We start from the raw sequence: 17,396 nt of genomic DNA on the forward strand, positions 1-17,396 counted from the left end.
ATCCCACCCCGACGGGTTGACCCGCCCCCGAGGGCCGGATAAGCTCGATCGGATTGTTCGACCAGATTTTCTGCCAATGCGCCTTCGGGAACGCGGTGAATGCCAACACGTCGGTCTTGGCCTCGGCCATCATCGTCGCCACTTTCGGGAACGAGGCGGCCAGGGTGTCGGCGACGCGGTCCCATTGTGCGGCGACCTCGCCGGGGTCGGTGTGGGCGAAGATGGTCTTGACCGCCGCGGTCACCGCCGGGGCGTGTTTGGCCGATACGGCGGTGTGCAGGTTGCGCATGAAATGCACCCGGCAACGCTGCCACGACGAGCCGGTGAACTGTTGGGCGACAGCGGCTTTCAATCCTGCGTGGGCGTCGGAGATGACCAGGTGAACGCCAGTCAGACCGCGAGAGCGCAGCGAGGTCAGGAATTCACGCCAGAACTCGTAGGACTCGCTGTCCCCGACGGCGGTGCCCAGGACTTCGCGGGTGCCGTCGATGGACACCCCGGTGGCCACCACCAGGGCCTGAGAGACCACGTGAGCCCCAATACGGACCTTGCAGAACGTCGCATCGCAGAACACGTACGGGAACTCGGTGTGGGACAGGCTACGGGTGCGAAACGCCTCGATCTCCTTGTCCAGGCCAGCGCAGATCCGCGAGACCTCGGACTTGGACACCCCGGCTTGCACGCCCATCGCCGACACCAGGTCATCGACGCTGCGCGTCGACACTCCGTGCACGTAAGCCTCCATGATCACCGCGTGCAAGGCCCGGTCGATGCGGCGGCGCCGCTCCAGCAGCGACGGGAAGAACGACCCGGCACGCAGCTTGGGGACCTGCACCTCGATGTCGCCGGCCGTCGTGGACACCGTCTTGGGCCGGTGCCCGTTACGGTGCGTACCGCGACCGTCGGTGCGCTCATAGCGGCCGGCGCCGATCCTCTCAGTGGCTTCGGCCTCGATCAGCGCCTGCAGCCCGGCGCGGATCAGCTCGGCGAACACCGCCCCGACATCAGCCGATTTCAACGCATCGAGCTGGGCCAGCAGAGCAGAATGGTCCTGGGTCATCGCGTGGTGTGTCCTTTTCCTGAGTCACTTTGGTAGGTAACTCACTGACCACTACGCGATGGCCCCACCCCAACACCGGCAACGACACACCCGGCAAAGGCCCGGCACCGTCACACCCCGATTCCGAAACCCCACCACCCCAGGGGACTTACCCGTCCCATGACCCTGCTCGATGACCGACCCGCCGTGGTAGCCCCGGCGAAGTGCACTCCACCGGAGTTCGGGTCGCCGACAACCATCAACAACTGGGCGCCAGCCCCCAATCCGGTGCTACTCGAGGAGGACATCGAACGGCTGGCCCGTGTCGAGGCCAACAAGCAGCAAATCTATCGAAGCAACTCCTGTTGCTCGCCGAGCAGAGGCATGTTGCTGGAGGTCTCGGAATCTCCCACCACCACCGGTGGCATTGTGTTCGCCGCGATCGCTTGGCTTTTGCTGTTCGCCGCCATCGCCTGGCCGTTCGTGCTCGCGGGTTCTGCAACATAGCCTTCGCCCGTATCTATCCGATCGCGATTGGACTGGCGTCCGCAACGCGGTGCAAACCGGCCTGCACAAAATGTTGAACGATGGCTGGATGCCTGCCTCGGCAAGCCGCTCGCTGAACAGGATAGACGTGAACTGGGAACGTCGATCAGTTTGGTGGACAACATGTTTCAAATCCATAACCCCGATCCGAGGCAGGTCCCAGTGCCGACTGCAGAACCACGCCCTCGGACAGCGATTCGGCGAGCACACCTGATATTTCGTCTCGGTGTACGGCGCCTATTCGTTGTTCTATGTCCGCACGAATTTGCGTTTTGGCGACTGAACCTCCTCCCACAGGAGAGGCGCGAGAACTGCCTTCCTCAACAGTGGCCTCGTGTCTGCCGGCCGGCACCGAGGACTTGGCAGCCATTCCCTGAGCTGAGCAGTCATGGATTCGTTGATAACCTACATCGCTCTCGCTACGTAGCCGTGGCTGTCTTTGCCTGACACCGCCTTGACCGGCGTTTTGGCCGCATGTTCGCTGACCTCAAGTTTGCTCACGGACGGCTGCGACGGCCCCGGCCGCATCAGTCACTGGACATGGCCACACCGGCGCTACGGTTCACTCCAGCAGCCCCAACCTCGCCGGCAACGGTGTCAGCGCCACGGGGTGGCGACGAGAGCACCGGGGACGGTTGGTCAGCCGGCCGGTGTGCGCCAACGACATCGTGTGCGTGTCCTGGCAACAAGTTAGCGTCGGACGCCACTATGCTCGAGCCCGCTGCGATGTCCACGTTGATGGTGATCTGCTGCGGTTTTGGATTGGCAAGGATCTGGTCAAAACCGCGGCGCGTATCAGCCACGGCGAGATACGATACAAGCGGACCCTGCGCACCAGTGCACCAGCCTAACCAACAAACAGAGTGTCAAGGATCGAACGACACAGAAACGTCAAGAATCAACCGCCTCTGAACACCGGTCAAGTCGGCCCGCAGCTGGGTGTAATCGTGCAGCCGCCGCACCGGCGCGGGCGGCACGAACGATGGCCGCAGCGTGGCCTTCTCGCTGAACGTGGCCAGCCACACCGCGTCCAACTTGTCGTTCTTCACGTCGCGGATGTTGACCAGCCTGCTCGAATTTCACTTCGCTGGTCCTCTCCCCACCGATATTTCATTGGAGGTTTCCTGGGACCTCGGTCGAGGAACCAAAATTCTGACCGGCTGCTCGAAGCAACAGGACGTGACGCGCGAGGCCGGGCCCGGCGCCAGGCTAAACCACAGGCTCACAAACCAGAGTGAAACGGCGTCGGGTGGGCACCCCGACCACATTTTCACGCCTGCGAGGCGTCGCCGAAGGCAATCAGGGGGCTGAACCGCCTTACCCAGTGGGTCGGGTGAGGCTGGGAATGATGAAGTCAACGAGGAGTTGCACGGTGCGACCGGTGGGGGGTCGGCTAGGGATGATGGACCGGAACATTAGGTAGCCGGGCAGTAGGTCCCAAAGTTCGTCGTTAATGGCCGCGCCGGCCATATCACCGCGGTCGACGGCCTGCTTCAGGATGTGCTGGATCAAGGCTTTCCACTGTTCGAGGAACTGATGCCGTATCGCCTCGTTGAACGCGGCGTTACGCGACACCTCGACAAGCACCGCGCGGATGGTGCTGGCGTGCTGGCGGGTGTGTTGGCTCACCAACTCCCCAAGTGCCAGCAAATCTCCCCGCAGTGTGCCGGTATCGGGCGGGACCACCACCTGGCGGGTCTCCTCGGTGAATGCGGTCAGCACCAATTCGGCTTTCGACGGCCATCGCCGGTACACCGTCGCTTTGCTGGCGCGGGCGGTGGCCGCCACCGCGTCCACCGTCAACCGGTCATACCCGTGCTGCTGTAGCAGGCCCATCGTCGCCGCAAGCAACTCGGCCTCCCGCGGCGACCACCGTGAGGAGTCCGCGGGACCATCGGCGATCCGGGACACAGCGCCCACGATAGAACCGTCGTAGTAGTACAGTCCAGTACCGTACCTTCTAGTTCTAAACCTGAATGAGGTTGTTGACAGTCTGGGCTGCTGATGGAAGGAGTGACCCCTTGTTTGCTGCGCAATCTCCTTCTTGGGAAGGTGCATTTCATAGCGAGCAAATACGACCCGGAGACGCGGGCCAAGGCCGTCCGTCTGGCGCTGGAGCATCGTGATGACTATCCGAGTGAGTGGGCGGCGATCACCGCGGTATCCAAGCGGTTGGGGATGACCGCTGAGACGTTGCGCAGTTGGATCGCTCAGCATTAGGTCGGCCGCGGTGATCGTGCCGGGGTGACCACCGAGGCAGCGAGAGAGATCCGGGCCTTGCGACGTCGTAACGTCGAGCTCGAGCAGACCGCCGAAATATTCAAGGCTGCACATCTTTCTTCGTGCGGGAGAGCGACCCGCGCAACCGCCGCTGACCGGTTCGGTCTGCGAGTTCATCGCCGTCCATCGGGACCGGTTCGGGGTTGCTCCGATCTGTCTCGTGCTCTCTGAGCACAGCGTGCCGATCGCTCCGCGAACGTTTCACGCTTGGGCCACGCGAGCGCCTTCGAAACAAGCCCTGTGGGATGCCACGATCATCGAGATCCTGGCTGGCTATTACGAGCCCCACCAGCACGGCTGGCGTAAGTCCGAGTCACTGTACGGGTCGTTAAAGATGTTGACAGTTGAGATCGGTGACTGGTCGCGGTTCACCGGGTCCTCGATCGGCGCCTACGTCCTACTGGTGCCCTGCGAGTAGTCATCGGGCAGCTCGCGTGCCCAGGGGTCATCACCAAAGCGGGCAGCACGCATGTCCGACGGCTACTGATCGAATCGGCCTGGCATCACCGCAAGTCCTGCAGCACCTCCGGGCCCACCCTGCGGGCCAGCTGGGCGCCAAGGTCGATCCGGCCCTGCGGGCTCGCGGCCACGCCGGTAACCGACGCCTCAACACGCGGTGGCGCAGTTCACCGAACGCGGCATGAACCCACTAGTGGCCAACGTCGCGATCGACCGCGAATTTGCCGACTGGTGCTGGTCGCTGGCCACCATGCGATAAGTCGCCACATCAAATACTTGACTGGCCCTGGTAGCCCGGCGTTGGCGCGGTGCGTGAGCAAACCTGCAAAGAACCTATGAGCCACAAGGCGATTCGAATGACGACTGCCTATGACGGCCGCCTGTAGACAGCAGTACCGTTCACATCCAAATCATCGTCCTGCGGTACCCAACCCGCGCATATCAGCCTGACACCACCGTCGTGAGCAACGGCCGCCAACGGGTGGCGGACGGGTTTTCTGATCTTCGTTGCGGATCCTAGAACCGACGGTTGTCCCGGGACGCTTGGGAATCCCGCTGGAGCGATCGCTTGGGGCCTACGGCGTCCGTGTCGAATGGTCAACTATCGCTTCGCGCTCTTCGTTGGTGTCGGTACTGTCGCGGCGTCGGCGGCGGTGGGGCTGAGGATGCCCGGGATGACGAAGTTGCGCAGCGTCGCGCGCCTGTCCATGCGGGTATGGTGCTGGCTTCCGGCGAGATGATCCATCAGCAACATCTGCGCAACCCGCACCAGCCAGTCGGCGACTGCGTCGGGGTCGAGTTGCTCTCGCAGTTCGCCGTTTGCCTTCGCCGCGTCGACGTATGGTCGCAGCGCCTCGCGGATGCGGTCACGGAAGGCGGTGGATGCCGCGGCGGCCACTGTCATGGTGAGGCTTTCCGGCGAAAACAACACACGCAGCCAGCGTGATTTCTCCACCGCTGCGATCGCACCGTCGAGCGCATCAAGTAGCCGCTTGCCGAATGGGCCATTGCCGTTCATCGACCGCTCGGCGCCCTGGATCACGCCGGCCGAATCGCGCAGTATCACGAACGCCAGCACGTCGTCACGTGAGCCGAAGTAGCGGTACACGGTCGTACGATGCACTGACGCTTCCCTGGCGATGTCGTCGACCGTGGTGCGGCTGACGCCGTGACGCTCATAGCAGGCCTCGGCCGCATCGAGCAGGCGGCTGCGAGCCTCGTCGTCGTCAGTCGGCGGGCGATCGCCCCAAGTGCCGGCGCGCGTGCCGCCTTTAACGACTCGGAGTCGGCTCGGCGTCACAATTCGGCCTGGACGTATGGTGTGCCGCGCAAGTATTTCCAGCGCCGGCGCTGGGCATCGTTTGGCATCTGGCTTCGGATCTCCTCAGTCGGACCGGTGTCCCCGCATTAACGGTAGCGAACACCGCGTCGTCGACGGGTTTGATCGCTTAATCCGGCGAGGATTGCGCGCAGCGCCGCCGCGTGGACATCGCCGGTATGCGACACACAGCGAATTATGTTGTATGTTGCGTACGTGATGCTGACCGCCGCGCAGCGGGACCGTCGACGCTGCTTCAGGGGCTGGGTGGCTGCCAAAGATTTCGGGCCGGCCCGGCCAGAGGCTTTATCCGGCGCTCGTGCCGGACATGGTGAACGACCATGACGCGATCCACTGACGCCGAGCACCACAGTGCGGTCCTGGCTGGGGTTGCTCGGTTCGCACTGACGCATAAGGCCGTGGTGATCGGCGCGTGGCTGGGTCTTGCGATTGTGTTGGCGTTGGCGTTTCCGCAGTTGGAGTCCGTCGTCAGGCAGCAATCGGTGGATCCGGTTCCTCGGGATGTCGCCTCGTTTCAGTCGCTGGACCGGATGGGGAGAGCTTTCGGCGAGGTTGGCTCGACGACGACGGTGGTCGTCGCGATGGAAAACTCCGGTGGCCTGACTCCGCCAGTGCGACAGCGCTATTCGGCGATGGTTGAGAGGTTGCGTGCGGACTCCGGCCAAGTGGAACTGGTCCGGGACCTGCTGGCCGATCCAGCGACTGCGCGGCAGGCGACAAGCGATGACGGTAAAGCCTGGTACCTGCCGGTCGGGGTCGCAGGCACTCTGGGCAGCCCCCGGGCGGCCGAATCGGTGCAGTCGGTTCGCGATATCGCGACTGAAGCCTTCCGTGGCACCGGAACCGTCGCCGAAGTTACCGGTCCACCCGCCACGATGAGCGATCAGATCGTCGCCGCCAACAGCGATCTGTTGATTATCTCGCTGGCCACCGCCGGTCTGATCGCCGCGATCCTGTTACTGGTTTATCGCTCGGTGTTCACCGCACTGCTTCCGCTACTTGTCATTGGTCTGAGTTTGGCGGTCGGACGAGGCATTCTGGCGGGCCTCGGTGAAATCGGAATGCCGGTGTCGCAGTTCACGATCGCATTCATGACCGTCATCCTTTTGGGTGCCGGTACCGATTACTCGGTCTTTCTGATCAGCCGGTATCACGAGCAACGACGACAAAGCGTCGCGGTGGACCTCGCAGTCGTGCTCGCCACCGCAACGATCGGCCGGGTGATCCTCGCCTCGGCCGCGACGGTCGCGTTGGCCATGGTGGCCATGGCATTCGCAAAATTGAACATCTTCGCCACATCGGGGCCTGCGTGCGCCATTGCCGTGCTGGTCGGCTTTGTCGCCTCGGTGACGTTGCTGCCGCCGGTGCTGGTATTGGCCGCTAAACGCGGCGTTGGCGAACCCCGCGCGGATCGGACGCGAGCTTACTGGAACCGCATCGCCGTGACTGTGGTACGCAGACCGGTGCCATTGTTAGCGATCAGTTTGCTGATTTTGGTGGCGCTGGGCTCGATTTGTCTCACCATGCGGATCAGTTATGACGACCGCAAGGCGCAACCGGCCGACACCGCCAGCAACAAAGGTTATCGGTTGCTGGACAGGCATTTCCCCAGGGACACAACGATGACCGAGTTTTTACTTGTGGAGTCCCCGAAAGATATGCGTACCGGCACTGGTCTCGCCGATCTGGAAGAGATGGCCTCGCGTGTCTCGCAGATCTCGGGCGTCACGGAGGTAGTCGGCGTTACCCGGCCAACCGGCAGACGTCTCGAGCAAGCGGAATTAGCTTGGCAGAATGGCCAAATTGGCGAGAAGCTCACCGATGCCGCGGTCGACGCTGAGGGCCGCAAAGGTCAGCTGAAGCAACTCACCGACGGGGCGGACCGGTTGGCCGACGGACTGACCCAGCTCGATACCAGCATCCAATCAGCTCTCGGCCCGATGACGGGTCTGCTCGACCAGGTGCAACGGGCCGGTGGTCAGATCGAGAGCTATCGCGCTCTGCTCACCCAGCTGAACGCGATGGGGCCCAACATTGATCGCCTTGTTCAGGACCGCGCGAGTTTACGGCCGTTGGCGTTGCGGGCAGCCGAAACCATCGCGGCGATCGAACCTTTGGCCGCGACGCTGGACAGCGCACCATGGTGCGCCGAGACTCCGCAGTGCGTCACGTTACGTGCACACGTTCAGACGCTCGTTTCGCTGCGCAACGGTGGCTTCTTCGATCAGATCGCCGACCTGGGTGATCAGCTGAGCACCCAGACGGGCGACATGCCCGTCGAGCCGACGATAGCGCAGATACAAGCTGCGACGGAGACCCTTGGCCGCAGCATGAAAGGCGCCGGGGGCCCAAATGCCGGTCTTGCGGGCCAGATCCGGCTGCTGCAAAGCGGCATCGGACGACTCGCCTCGGGTGCGCGGGCGTTGGCTGTCGGGGTTCACACGCTGGCCGACAGCAACATCCAGCTAGTCACCGGTATGAGTCAGATAGCGGCACAGCTGCAGGAATCGGCCCGCGGCTCCGAGGGAGCGAATTCATCCGCCGGCTTTTATATGCCGCCGAATACGCTGTTGGACAAGCGATTTGGTGACGTTGCTCGCCAGTTTGTATCAAGGGACGGCGAGACCGTTCGGTTCGAAATCAAGTCGCAGTATGATCCCTACTCCGCTGAGGCGATGGCGCTCGTTCATAAGGTTGCTGACGTCGCGGCCGCGGCGACGCCGAACACGTCGCTGGCCGGTGCCAAGGTTTCGATGGTCGGTTTTCCCGCGGTCAATGCCGACATCCAGCACTTACTCATCGACGACTTCGTCCGGCTCGCGATCGCCACCTTGATCATCGTGGGATTGATACTGGTTGTGCTTCTTCGGGCGATCCTGGCGCCGCTGTATCTGCTCGTCACCGTTGTGCTCAATTACGCCGCCGCAATGGGCCTGGGCGTTGCGATATTCCGGTACGGCCTGCACCATGACATCACCTGGCCGGTGCCGCTGTTGTCGTTCATCATCCTCGTCGCAGTGGGCGCCGACTACAACATGCTGCTCATCTCGCGGCTCCGCGAAGAGTCGGCCAACAACATTCGGGTCGGAGTGCTGCGGACTGTGGCCAGCACCGGCTCGGTGATAACCTCCGCAGGCTTGATCTTTTCGGCGAGCATGTTCGGGTTGATGGTCGGCTCCATTGCGACGATGGTTCAGATGGGTTTCATCATCGGATGCGGATTGCTCTTGGATACGTTCGTCGTCCGGACTCTCATGGTGCCCGCCATCGCCACGTTGCTCCGCGAGGCGAGCTGGTGGCCTGGGTACGGCCCGCAGACGTCGCGGCGAAGGGCAACCGGTCGATGGAAAGCTATCCGGTTGGGATTGCGCCGCTTTCGCCCGGCGGGAAGAAACTTCGCCTGAGTATCAGCTGAAGCCGCTGGTGATCGCGGCCATGTCGAAGTAATCCCGCCATGCCGCGATCCGTCCGTCCCGGATCTCGAAGACTCCCGCGACCGGAAGATGTATTTCACCGCCGTCCTTGCGTCGCAGCACATCCGTACGTTCGTTCATCACTAGCTCGCCGTTGCTGAGCTGCCGATGAATTCGGAAGTCGATGCCGTCGACTGCGGCGGTGAACCCCTCGATGAACTCCTTGATCGCAGTGCGCCCGTGTAGCGGCTGCATCGGAATGTTGTGGTATACCGCGTCTTCGGTGAAATAGCCGGCCAACTGCTCCGCGTCGGGCGTTGCCCAGAGGTTGCAGAATTCAGTGACCAGGTCGTCGGCTGATGATGTCATAGCTCGATGAAACCCGTTGAGGCAACGTAAATCAAGCTGCGCCGCGGCTTATTTGATGATTTCGGCCGGATAAGCACCAGACGACAGGCGCCTCTTTCCTCGCCGGTCGGGCGGCGCTGACGGACGGTCGGGCATCGGAGCAAGACGCAGTGGGCAACGTACGACATTGTGCGTTGGATGTTGCATAGCTTATGGTGGACTCATGCCGTCGGCGCAAACGTTAGACATCGATAACATCGATTTCGCATTCGATGATCAGCCCGACCTGCACGCCGTGCTCGCGCGGCTGCGGGAACGCAAGCCCTACGCGATCGTCCGGTTTGCCGGAGTGCCGGCGGTTTTGCTGTTGACCGACGAGCTGGTCCGGGCTGCCTTCAGGGACGAGGCCGCGTTTCCCGCTGCACCTGTCTATGCAATGACCACCGAACCGGTATTCGGCAGAACGGTCTTAAGCATGTCCGGCGCAGAACACCGCGCCAACCGGATGATGGTCTCCGCGCCGTTGCGGCGTAATCGTGTCCAGGGGTACATACAGCCGGTGATCGAACCGGTCATCAATGAGTTGATCGACCGATTCATCGACCGAGGAAGGGTCGACCTGGTCGCTGACTTCACCCACCGATATTCACTGCTGATCATCAGCCGCCTGCTCGGCATTCCCGTAGACGACGAAGCCAAAATTCATCGCTGGGCGCAAGCGATGATCCACTATCCGTTCGATCCCGACTGGGCCACCCGGTCGGCCCGGGAGTTCACCGAATATGTGGCCCCGTTGATCGCCGAGCGCCGGCGCGAGCCGAGCGATGACATGATCTCGATGCTGGTCACGGCCAGCACCGACGACGGCCAAACCCTGACCGACGAAGAGATTCTTACGTTCTTGCGGATGTTGTTCCCCCTGGGAGCCGATACCACCATGCTCGCCCTGGGCAATATCTTGTCCGCGCTGCTCAACCACCCCGAGCAGCTCGACCTACTGCGATCCGATCTCGAAAGGCACACCCAACCGGCGGTCTGGGAAGGATTGCGCTGGGAGCCCGCGGTCGGAATGCTCCCCCGGGCATGTCCCGAGGCGACCACGTGGCACGGGATCGAGATCCCAGCGTTAACGCCGATGATCTTCGCGATCAATGCGGCGCATCGAGACCCGGCTGTCTACGACCGGCCCGACGAATTCGATATCACCCGAAACGTCATGCCGACGGTGTCATTCGGGCAGGGCCCGCACAGCTGTATCGGCAATTGGCTGGCCAACGCCGAACTCGTTGCCGCAGTGACGTTGCTGACGCGGCGTTTGCCCCATCTCGCATTGGATCCCGCGAACGCCCGTTCGTCAACCGTCACCAGCCAAGTCGGCACCACGCTGCGCGGACCGGATGCTCTGCACGTCACCTTCACGTCGCCGTGACCGCGCCTCTGGTTGGTCACAGCAAGCCGGCACCCGCAGGTCCACGGTGACGACTTCTTCCGTTGCACGGCGACCGGCCCCAGCATCCGTCCCCAGGGCTTGACCGAGCGCAGTACCCCGCGGATGGCGAGCACCGCCACGCAGGATCCGCGGACGGCTACGTGTATCGGCAGTCGGATCTCGTTGCACCGGCGGTGCGCAAAACCTGGCAGGGCCTGATCTCAACGCTTCTGAATCTATGGTCCGGTAGCGTCCTAACCACACGTCAGTGGTTGAGGGACGATAGACCGAGACCAGCACGATGGACGGCGCGAGAACAGATCGAGGGAGGAAGTGCGGTGAGCAAGTCACCGGCACGAGAGTCCGAGAAGCTTGGGCGTCCACGCCACTTCGACGACGACACCGAGTGTCGCTTGCTGATGGACGCCGCAGTGCGGGTGATGGCGCGCAACGGCTTCGCCGGCATGTCCGTCGCTGATGTCTTGGCCGAGGCCGAACTGTCGACCACCAGTTTCTACCGCCACTTTCAGTCCAAGCACGCATTGCTGGCCGCGATCATCCAGCGGGACGGCGAGTCGGCGCGGCGGGCGTTGGAGCGCGCGATCGCAGCGGCCCCTGATCCTGTGGCGGCGCTCGAGGCCTGGCTCGACGGGCTGCTGGGCCAATTCTTCGAACCCAGGAAAGCCTCGCGCACAGCGCTTTTCACCACGTCGGAGGTTCACAGCGCCACTCAGGTGGCCGAGATCATGGAGATGCGCTGGTTGCTTTCCCAGCCGCTTGTCGGGGTGCTGCGCGCCGGCCACCGCGCCGGGGTGCTGCGCTCACCGAAGCCGGAACCGGACGCCGTGAGCATTTTCGCCATCGTCAGCAGCGCAGCGACCTCCCCGCACGGGCACCCCCACAACCGTAAAGCCGCACGGGCACAAGCGATACGGTTCATCTGGCCCGCATTGAGCATCACCGAAGCTGCGGCGGGCACCGGTAATCGGAGTCAGCGGTCACGCAAGCCGCGTCAGCAGCACACAGCCTGAAATCGGTCCCCCACCGTTAGACACCACCGCTACTTCAGGCCCGCCCGCGACCTGCCGTGTCCCGGCTTCCCCGCGCAGCTGCAGCACCGCCTCATGTAGATAGCCGTAGCCGTGCAGGCGGCCTCCCGATAGCTGCCCGCCGTTGGTGTTCAACGGCAGTTCGCCATCGAGCGCGATGCGCGTGCCGTCCTGGATGAACGGGCCGCTTTCGCCGTGACCGCAGAACCCGAGGGCCTCCAACCACGACATCGTCAACCAACTGAATCCGTCGTAGAGCTGCGCGACGTCGACATCGGCGGGTCGCAAATCGGTGCGCGACCACATGTGTTCGGCGGAAGTGCGCGCCGGCATGGTGGTCAAGTCCTCCCACTGCTCCCACGACGGTCGTCCCCGCAGCGCGGTCCCCACAGCTTCGACGCGCGCAACCGGGTGGTCGACGGCCGACGCGTGTTCGACGACAGACACCACAAGCGCGGTGGATCCGTCGACGGGAACATCGCAGTCATAGAGCCGAAACGGGGACGACACCATCCTCGATGCCAGATAGTCCTCGAGCGTCAACGGATCGCGGAACACCGCCTTCGGATTACGCGCGGCATTGCGGCGCCCATTCAACGCGATCTGCGCCATCTGCTCGTGAGTCGTTCCGAACTCATGAAAGTGCCGCTGTGCGTAGAGCGCGAGCCAATTCGCCGCCGAATACGCTCGAAAAGGGATCAGCCACTGCAGCGGGCCGCCCACTTCGCTGCCGCCGACGCCGATGCCCGGGCGATGCCCGCTGCCCTGTGCGGTCGATTCGGTAACGGTGCGATACACCAGGATATGACGGGCCAGGCCCATCGACACCGCCATCACCGCGCTGATGACCGCCTGCAACTGCCCGGGTCCCTCGGCGGCGCCGCTGTGCCAGTTGAGCGACAACCGCAGCGCATCCTGCACCTGGGGTGAACCGGGACCCGAGAACCCGGGGTATCCGTGGACGCCTCCCGGATAGGTGGCCAGCCCGTCAATATCGTCGACGGTCAGCCGCGCGTCCGCAATTGCTGCAAGGGCGGCATCGATGGTCAGGTCCAGACCGTCGCGCCCCAGCCGCCGGCCCACCTGGGATTGCCCGATGCCCGAAATGACCGCTCGGCGTTCGGCTTCGGTCATGATGTCGCCGGGCGAAACATCGGAAGATGCACCGGTGGGTGATCCTCGAAGACCACCTCCACCGGCATGCCGACGCGGGCGTCGTCGGCGGCGACGTCGACCAGATTGGTCAGCAACCGAAGGTCGGGCTGCTCATCCATCGCGACCACACCGATGATGTACACCTCGCTAGTGCTGTCCCACGGCTGATGGTTCACGGTGTACGAGTACAGCTTTCCCCTCCCAGAGACGGCGGCCGGTGCGGTATCTCGGCCGCCGCACCGCGGGCAGTACGGCGCAGGCGGATGGATGAAATACCAACACGCCGAACAGCGCAGGAAGCGCAGACGGCCGTCGGCGCCGGATCTCCAAAAGAACGCGCTGGGGTCGTCCATGGAAGGCAACACGCGGGGTGGTCGGAGCATGGTCTCCATCCTGTCGGTGTTGACTGTGCACTTGTGCTCGAGAGACTATAAAAATAGCATTTGTAAACAACGCGGTGGTTGGATCGTCGAATCTGTCGACCAGGCTTGTGCGGTCGGCGGCGCGGAAACACGGACTGTGAGCTGACGCAGGCCGCCTTAGGCAACTACCAACTGCCGTTAGGTATTGCCCAGCGGCACTGGACGATAAGGGAGCTGGATGACGCAGGAAGACGACGTGTCGGGGCTGGGCCTACTCGCGGCTCCCGAGCTGACCCGGCATCCTCAGCCGACATACAAGATGTTGCGCGACTCTGCTCCGGTGATGCGCGTGGACGGTATCGGAGTGCTGGTCAGCACCTGGGAACTCGTGGACGAGGTGTTGCACAACCCGCACCTGTACTCCTCGGCGCTGACTTCAGGCGTGCTGAAAAACGACCGACCGCTCATCCCCCTTCAGATCGATCCGCCAGAGCACGGAAAGTTTCGCAAGATCCTCGACCCGCTGTTCGCGCCAAAACGGATGAAAGCACTTGAGGTGTCGATCTCGGCACTGGTCAACCAACTCATCGACGGCTTCATCGGCCGAGACGAGATCGACTTCGTCGAGGAGTTCTCCGTCCCTTTCCCCACCCAGGTCTTTTTGACCATGCTGGGCCTGCCGCTTGACGAGCTGCCCACGCTGCTTCTGATGAAAGATGGGATCATCAGGCCACACGAGTTGGCCGGAAAGCCGTTGGGCCACCCCGATACTGACGCCTATCAGGCGGCCACGGCGCAGTCGATCTACGCCTACTTCGCCGCCACGATGGAGCAGCGCAAGCGCGAGCACCACGACGATCTGCTGAGCTGGTTCCTTGAAGCAGAAATCGACGGAGATCGACTCAGCAGTAACGAAATCCTCGACATCTGCTTCCTGTTTCTCATCGCCGGGCTCGACACCGTGTCGGCGTCGCTAGACTGCTTTTTCAGCTACCTCGCACAGCATCCACAAATTCGCCAGGCGATCGCCGACGACCCGAAAAACATTCCCTTCATCGTCGAGGAACTTCTGCGGTGGGAAACACCCGTCATGGCCGTCGCACGTGAGGCCACGCACGACACGGAACTCGGTGGATGCCCCATCCACGCCGGCGAACAGGTGCTGGTCATGCTCGGTTCGGCCAACACCGACGAAACGTCTATCATCGACCCGGAATCCGTGCGATTCGACCGCAAACTGAACCGGCACTTGGGTTTCGGCGGCGGGGTACACCGCTGCCTGGGCTCTCACCTCGCTCGCGTCGAGCTGCGAACCGCCTTGCGCGTCTGGCACGAACGTATCCCCGAATACCACATCAAACCCGGAGTCGAACTCGACTTCACCCCAGGCGTTCGCGCCGCGCAGACATTCCCGATGGTCATGCACACCGGAGCCGAATAATGGGCAAGCTCGCCGCACCGACCGGCGCCTAGGCGTCCGGGTGGCTTACATGCTTCACGAGCGGCGCGACGGCGCAGTGGCCTGGCTGACATTCGATCGTCCAGAACGTCTTAACGCGTTCACCGCCGCCGGTTATCAGGAGCTGCGGGTCACGCTGCAGCGCCTCGCCCGTGATGACGCGGCACGGGCCGTGGTGCTGACCGGCCGTGGACGAGCTTTCTCTGCTGGCGCCGATCGATCACTGCTCGACGCCGCGGCGCCAGATACCGTGCGACAGCACGCCGGTGACGAATTCCTCCTACTTCTCGACGTCCTCGGCGGATTCGAAAAACCCTTGCTCGGCGCCGTCAACGGGGTCGCGGTGGGGTTCGGCTGCACGCTGCTGCTGTACTGCGACCTGGTGCTCCTCGCCGAAACCGCCCGGCTGAGATTTCCGTTCACCGCGTTGGGCATCGCGCCAGAGGCAGGCAGTTCAGCACTTCTGTCCACGAGAATGCGATGGGCGGATGCAATGTGGGCGATGCTTTCCAGCGAATGGATCGACGCAGCGGCCGCCTTCCGAACTGGTCTGGCCTGGCGAGTGGTTCCCGATGCCGAACTCGTCGAACAGGTTTCGTCCGCGGCAACATTAATTAGCACGCACGATCCGAATGCCGTGGCAGCTACTAAACGACTCATGACCAGCGGGCGGCGCAACGCGGCGCTCGACGCGATCAGCCGTGAGCTCACGGAAATGCAAGCACTCCGGCGTCCTTGACGAAGCGTCGGGAGGCAGCAGGATGTGGAAGGCAGGACGAGCGCACAACTATTGCGCGAAACAATTTCTCGCAGTGGCCAAGACGGTTACCGCGGCGCCGCGGGATCAATCCAATTGCCCCGGGGCATCATCTGGCCCTGCCGGGTCACAGGGTTAAGTGTTGCGACCCGCCGGCATAGGACTGCGAGGTCTAGTGTCCTGAGTCATTAATTTGGGTGCAGTAGTTTGCGATGCTGGCCAGGATTTGATCGGCGGTCTTGGTCCAGACGTAGGGGCGTGGATTGTTGTTCCAGGTTTGGATCCAGGCGCGGATGTCGGCGTTGAGTTGACGGACCGAGGTGTGGGTGCCGCGGCGTAGTTTTTTGGTGGTCAGTTCGGCGAACCAGCGTTCCACGAGGTTGAGCCAGCTTGAGCTGGTGGGAGTGAAGTGCAACACGAAGCGGGGATGTGCTGTCAGCCAACGCTTTACCGCTGGGGTCTTATGCGTGGAGGCGTTGTCGAGAACGACGTGGCAGTCCAGGTCGGCGTGGCGAGTCCCCGTTACTGAGTCCACCCCGATCTAGAGTCGGGTTGTTTCGTTCCGGATTCAGTTGATCACGCAGGCCACCGGGGTGTGGGTGCACCTGCACGACGCAGCGTACTGGGCCGGCGTTTGGTAGCCCAGGGCCGAGTGACGGTGTCGGTGGTTGTGCTCGAGCTTGAAGTCCCCGATGACCACGCGGGCCTCGAACAGGGTGTTCCAGTGGTTACGGTTGAGGCACTCCTTCCTCAGTCGGTTGTTGAACGATTCGATGTATCCGTTGTTCCACGGCATTCCCGGTGGAATGTAGAGCAGCCCGACCTTGTTCTCGCAGAACCGTTGCAGCGCTTGAGAAACCAACTCCGGGCCGTTGTCCATCCGCAGCACCTTCGGCGGCCCACCCGCGGCGGCGAACGCATCCTCGAGCTCGACCACCAACCGTTCGGCGGTGATCGATCGCTCCACCACATGCAACAGCGATTCACGGGTGTGCTCGTCTATCATCGAGGCGATCTTGATGGCCTTGCCGTCGATGGTGGAGTCGAACTGGAAATCGATCGCCCACACCACGTTCGGCGCATCGGCGTCGACCGGCGGGATGGAGGACACCCCCGCCCGCTTACGCGGCGAATTCACCTTCACCTGCAGCCCTTCCTCGCGCCACAGCCGGTGGATCTTCTTCTTGTTGACCTCACGGCGCTCGTCGAAGCGCAACGCCGCCCACGCACGCCGGAACCCATGGCACGGGTGTTTGGCGGCGTAGGCGCGCAGCCAGCCCCTCATTTCGGCGTCAGGATCAGCAGGGGTCTGCCCCAACGGCAGGCGGCGGTAGGTGGAGCGGGCCAGCCCAACGGCCTTGCACGCCAACCGCTCCGACATGCTCAACGTCTCCTTGAGCATGTCCACGGCGCGGCGCTTGGCAGCCGGGCTCAGAATTTTCCCTTAGCCACCTCACGCAGCGCGTCCTTCTCCAGCTCGGCGTCGGCCAGCAAGCGCTTCAATCGGCCGTTCTGCTCGCGCAGCTCCTTGAGCTCCTTGGCGGCATCGGTGTCCATCCCGCCGTAAGTGCGCCGCCAGTTGTACAGCGTCGCCGCCGACACATCCAGTTCGGCGGCAATCTCCTCGCCGGTCTTTCCGGCAGCGGACAGCTCATCCGCGCGGCGCAGTTTGCGCACGATGTCCTCAGCGGAATGCCGCTTCCGACCAGCCATCTATTCATCGTCCCTTCCAGCCCGACATCGGGCCACAGGACTCTAAAA

The 17,396-nt window shown here is 63.1% G+C and carries 12 protein-coding genes and 7 pseudogenes; 9 read left to right on the forward strand and 10 right to left on the reverse strand.

What is annotated here, in order from left to right; translation table 11 throughout:
* Positions 1-43: 43 nt before the first annotated feature.
* A pseudogene (locus U8D42_RS28650) lies at positions 44-1,060 on the reverse strand (IS256 family transposase); the annotation flags it as partial.
* Between the two features lie 159 nt (positions 1,061-1,219).
* Here U8D42_RS28650 and U8D42_RS28655 point away from each other — a divergent pair.
* Positions 1,220-1,546, forward strand: coding sequence for a hypothetical protein (locus U8D42_RS28655; RefSeq protein WP_047324131.1), 327 nt, complete (start codon positions 1,220-1,222; stop codon positions 1,544-1,546).
* Positions 1,547-2,104: 558 nt separating this feature from the next.
* Positions 2,105-2,436, forward strand: a pseudogene (locus U8D42_RS28660) (IS481 family transposase); the annotation flags it as partial.
* A 66-nt stretch (positions 2,437-2,502) separates the two neighbouring features.
* Here the strand turns inward: U8D42_RS28660 and U8D42_RS28665 are convergent.
* Positions 2,503-2,655: pseudogene (locus U8D42_RS28665) on the reverse strand (IS110 family transposase); the annotation flags it as partial.
* Positions 2,656-2,902: 247 nt separating this feature from the next.
* Positions 2,903-3,508 carry a TetR/AcrR family transcriptional regulator gene (locus U8D42_RS28670; protein ID WP_082147681.1) on the reverse strand — a complete coding sequence of 202 codons (606 nt, stop codon included), beginning with the start codon at positions 3,506-3,508 and terminating at the stop codon, positions 2,903-2,905.
* Positions 3,509-3,646: 138 nt separating this feature from the next.
* Between U8D42_RS28670 and U8D42_RS28675 the strand changes: the two are divergent.
* Both U8D42_RS28675 and U8D42_RS28680 read left to right on the forward strand, forming a co-directional pair.
* A pseudogene (locus tag U8D42_RS28675) lies at positions 3,647-4,202 on the forward strand (transposase); the annotation flags it as partial.
* A pseudogene (locus U8D42_RS28680) lies at positions 4,203-4,583 on the forward strand (transposase); the annotation flags it as partial. It lies immediately after the preceding pseudogene.
* Between the two features lie 342 nt (positions 4,584-4,925).
* Here U8D42_RS28680 and U8D42_RS28685 read toward each other — a convergent pair.
* A complete protein-coding gene (locus U8D42_RS28685) occupies positions 4,926-5,624 on the reverse strand; it encodes a TetR/AcrR family transcriptional regulator (RefSeq protein WP_052955364.1) in 699 nt (232 codons plus the stop codon).
* A 359-nt stretch (positions 5,625-5,983) separates the two neighbouring features.
* Between U8D42_RS28685 and U8D42_RS28690 the strand changes: the two genes are divergently transcribed.
* Entirely contained in the window at positions 5,984-9,067 is a 3,084-nt protein-coding gene (locus U8D42_RS28690; RefSeq protein WP_082147679.1) for an RND family transporter, read from the forward strand.
* 3 nt (positions 9,068-9,070) lie between these two features.
* Here the strand turns inward: U8D42_RS28690 and U8D42_RS28695 are convergent, their stop codons facing one another.
* A complete protein-coding gene (locus U8D42_RS28695; protein WP_047324127.1) occupies positions 9,071-9,445 on the reverse strand; it encodes a limonene-1,2-epoxide hydrolase family protein in 375 nt (124 codons plus the stop codon).
* Between the two features lie 202 nt (positions 9,446-9,647).
* On the opposite strand from U8D42_RS28695, the gene U8D42_RS28700 reads away from it, so the two are divergent.
* Together U8D42_RS28700 and U8D42_RS28705 are read left to right on the forward strand one after the other, a co-directional pair.
* Positions 9,648-10,853 carry a cytochrome P450 gene (locus tag U8D42_RS28700; protein WP_047324126.1) on the forward strand — a complete coding sequence of 402 codons (1,206 nt, stop codon included), beginning with the start codon at positions 9,648-9,650 and terminating at the stop codon, positions 10,851-10,853.
* Positions 10,854-11,272: 419 nt separating this feature from the next.
* Positions 11,273-11,884, forward strand: a complete 612-nt coding sequence (locus U8D42_RS28705) for a TetR/AcrR family transcriptional regulator (protein ID WP_083179904.1) — start codon at positions 11,273-11,275, stop codon at positions 11,882-11,884.
* On the opposite strand, the gene U8D42_RS28710 is transcribed toward U8D42_RS28705, so the two are convergent.
* The 3 genes and pseudogenes from U8D42_RS28710 to U8D42_RS28720 form a co-directional block, all read right to left on the reverse strand.
* Positions 11,852-13,036, reverse strand: coding sequence for a thiolase family protein (locus U8D42_RS28710; protein WP_047324125.1), 1,185 nt, complete (start codon positions 13,034-13,036; stop codon positions 11,852-11,854). The genes U8D42_RS28705 and U8D42_RS28710 overlap by 33 nt on opposite strands.
* On the reverse strand, positions 13,033-13,233 hold the full coding sequence (locus tag U8D42_RS28715; RefSeq protein WP_232527343.1) for a Zn-ribbon domain-containing OB-fold protein: 201 nt from the start codon (positions 13,231-13,233) through the stop codon (positions 13,033-13,035). Before U8D42_RS28715 ends, U8D42_RS28710 begins: the two co-directional genes overlap by 4 nt.
* Positions 13,234-13,329: 96 nt before the next feature.
* Positions 13,330-13,449: pseudogene (locus U8D42_RS28720) on the reverse strand (DNA-binding protein); the annotation flags it as partial.
* Positions 13,450-13,738: 289 nt separating this feature from the next.
* On the opposite strand from U8D42_RS28720, the gene U8D42_RS28725 reads away from it, so the two are divergent.
* Both U8D42_RS28725 and U8D42_RS28730 read left to right on the forward strand, forming a co-directional pair.
* A complete protein-coding gene (locus U8D42_RS28725; RefSeq protein WP_431523898.1) occupies positions 13,739-14,860 on the forward strand; it encodes a cytochrome P450 in 1,122 nt (373 codons plus the stop codon).
* Between the two features lie 49 nt (positions 14,861-14,909).
* A complete protein-coding gene (locus U8D42_RS28730) occupies positions 14,910-15,617 on the forward strand; it encodes an enoyl-CoA hydratase/isomerase family protein (RefSeq protein ID WP_047324124.1) in 708 nt (235 codons plus the stop codon).
* 190 nt (positions 15,618-15,807) lie between these two features.
* Here the strand turns inward: U8D42_RS28730 and U8D42_RS28735 are convergent.
* Both U8D42_RS28735 and U8D42_RS28740 read right to left on the reverse strand, forming a co-directional pair.
* A pseudogene (locus U8D42_RS28735) lies at positions 15,808-16,140 on the reverse strand (transposase); the annotation flags it as partial.
* Positions 16,141-16,203: 63 nt separating this feature from the next.
* Positions 16,204-17,348, reverse strand: a protein-coding gene (locus tag U8D42_RS28740; protein ID WP_089152512.1) for an IS3 family transposase whose coding sequence is annotated in 2 segments (ribosomal slippage) — positions 16,204-17,081 and positions 17,081-17,348 — 1,146 coding nt in all. Because the reading frame shifts where the segments join, the coding sequence is not laid out codon by codon here.
* Positions 17,349-17,396 lie beyond the last annotated feature (48 nt).

This window comes from Mycobacterium europaeum, from assembly GCF_034555895.2.
GTDB classification, from domain to species: domain Bacteria; phylum Actinomycetota; class Actinomycetes; order Mycobacteriales; family Mycobacteriaceae; genus Mycobacterium; species Mycobacterium europaeum.